Source organism: Paenarthrobacter sp. NPDC058040, assembly GCF_042885775.1.
GTDB lineage: Bacteria > Actinomycetota > Actinomycetes > Actinomycetales > Micrococcaceae > Arthrobacter.
Genome location: NZ_JBHVRN010000029.1, coordinates 1 through 2,312, shown reverse-complemented (window position 1 = coordinate 2,312; position 2,312 = coordinate 1). Strand labels below are relative to the sequence as shown.

The window sequence follows — 2,312 nt, the reverse complement described above, 5'->3', positions numbered from 1 at the left end:
CTCTCGTTGTGTTTTTTGTTTTGCTAAAACCTTTGTCGCTCTAATTGGTGTGTTTTTTGAGCCCTCAAAACGCGCACTTTTGCGACTCAGTTGGGTACCACGAGCGTTAGATGAGGCCCTGGGCCAGCATGGCGTCGGCGACCTTCACGAAGCCACCGATATTGGCGCCCACCACGTAGTTTCCGGGCGCCCCGTATTCCTCGGCCGTCTCTGCGCAGCGGTCGTGAATGCCCACCATGATCTCCGTGAGCCGCTGTTCGGTGTGCTCGAAGGACCACGAATCGCGGCTGGCGTTCTGCTGCATTTCCAGTGCGGAGGTAGCCACTCCGCCGGCATTGGCGGCCTTGCCCGGTCCGAACAGGATGCCTGCTTCCTGGAACACCGCCACCGCAGACTGGGTGGAGGGCATGTTCGCACCCTCGGCCACGGCAATCAGTCCGTTACTCACCAGCTTGGCGGCAGCATCGCCGTCGAGCTCGTTCTGCGTGGCACATGGCAGCGCAACCGTGCCGTTGACATCCCAGACTGAACCGCCCGCAACGTGGCTTGAGCCCGGACGACGGGCAGCGTATTCGGTGAGGCGGGCCCGCTCCACTTCCTTGATCTGGCTGAGCAGGGCAACATCGATACCCGCCTCATCCACGATGTAGCCGGCAGAGTCCGAACATGCCACCACGGTGGCGCCGAGGGCCTGGGCTTTGGCGATCGCGTGGATGGCAACGTTGCCGGAACCGGAGACCACCACTCGCTGGCCGTCAAAGGACGTGCCGCGGGTTTTCAACATTTCCTGCGCGAAGATGACCGTTCCGTAACCGGTGGCCTCGGGCCGCACCAGTGAGCCACCCCAGGAAATCCCCTTGCCGGTCAGTACGCCGGATTCGTAGCGGTTGGTGATGCGCTTGTACTGGCCGAAGAGATAGCCGATCTCGCGGCCGCCCACCCCGATATCACCGGCGGGAACGTCCGTGTACTCACCGATGTGCCGGTACAGCTCGGTCATGAAGGACTGGCAGAAACGCATGATTTCGGCATCCGAGCGGCCGCGCGGGTCGAAGTCCGAGCCACCCTTGCCGCCGCCGATGGGCATGCCCGTCAGCGCGTTCTTGAAGATCTGCTCGAAGCCGAGGAACTTCACGATGCCGAGGTAAACGGAGGGATGGAAGCGCAGGCCTCCCTTGTAGGGGCCCAATGCGGAGTTGAACTCCACCCGGAATCCGCGGTTGACGTGCACGCGTCCGGCGTCGTCGGTCCACGGGACACGGAAGATGATCTGGCGCTCCGGCTCGCAGAGGCGCTCAAGCACGGCGCCTTCGAGGAATTCAGGGTGGCGGTCGTGGACCGGGCCCAGGCTTTCGAAGACCTCTGTTACCGCTTGGTGGAATTCCTTTTCTCCGGGGTTCCGCGCCAACACGGTGTCCCGGACGGCTTCGAGCCTTGAGTCCATGCGTCTTCCTATCCCTCAGTGCCACGATCCGCGGCGAGACAATCAAAGTCCCGCTCATGCTCGCACCAACAAAGGTAGGATCTCCATCCACGCCGGATGTGACCGCCAAGGCCCGACTTAACACAACTGGAGAAAAACCTCGGAAAGACGGGAAACCAGAGGTTAACAAAACCTCACAATGTGAGGAGTATCACGTTAGATCTAGCGCTTTCGCCCGAACTTCGGCAGATTCGGAAGGTTCGCCAGGAGGTCCGCAGCCTTGGTCGCGGCGCGGCCGACGGTACGGCCGATTTGCTGCGGCACAGTGTCGTCCGGTTGCAGGTCCACGGATACCGGAGCGTCCGCCGCATGCGCCGTTACTGCCTGGCTGAGCACCTCGGGACGGGACTCGTTCTCTTCTGCGGCATCCGTGGCCACCGGAGCAGCGGCAGGCTCCCCTTCGGAAGGTACGACGACGGCGGGGGCCGCCGGGCCGACGTCGAACGTTTCCAGCCAATTGGCGACGCCGGCGAGCGGCTTGGGATTCAGCGTGTAGAAGCGCTTCTGCCCCTGTGCGCGCATGCTGACCAAATCGGCCTCGCGCAAAACTTTCAAATGCTTGGAGATGGTGGGCTGGCTTGCGGCCAGTTCTTCTACCAGTTCCCCTACAGCTTTATCCCCAGAGCGGAGGGAAACCAGGATATCGCGCCTGGTTGCCTCAGCTATGACGGCAAATACGTCGTCAGTCACCATGACACCCACCCTAGCGACATATACGTCAAATGGCATCCCTTCGCGTTGACTCACAAAAAACCTCCGCGTAGCCGGATACGTTGCCTCATTGAAAAAGCTCCGGGATGGGTGGGGCGGGGATCCTTGAGGGATGGGG

The 2,312-nt window shown here is 61.8% G+C and carries 2 protein-coding genes; both read right to left on the bottom strand.

The window, feature by feature from the left end:
- Nucleotides 1–106 precede the first annotated feature (106 nt).
- Nucleotides 107–1,444, bottom strand: a complete 1,338-nt coding sequence (gdhA, locus tag ACFVSJ_RS24085; protein WP_387439643.1) for an NADP-specific glutamate dehydrogenase — start codon at nucleotides 1,442–1,444, stop codon at nucleotides 107–109.
- A 201-nt stretch (nucleotides 1,445–1,645) separates the two neighbouring features.
- Complete coding sequence (locus ACFVSJ_RS24080; protein WP_387439642.1) at nucleotides 1,646–2,176, bottom strand: ArsR/SmtB family transcription factor; 531 nt, start codon at nucleotides 2,174–2,176, stop codon at nucleotides 1,646–1,648.
- Nucleotides 2,177–2,312: the final 136 nt, after the last annotated feature.

What these genes read in the sequence shown, in the direction of transcription:
- gdhA (WP_387439643.1), bottom strand. Translation starts at nt 1,444, where the DNA reads ATGGACTCAAGGCTCGAAGCCGTCCGGGACACCGTGTTGGCGCGGAAC.
- ACFVSJ_RS24080 (WP_387439642.1), bottom strand. Translation starts at nt 2,176, where the DNA reads ATGGTGACTGACGACGTATTTGCCGTCATAGCTGAGGCAACCAGGCGC.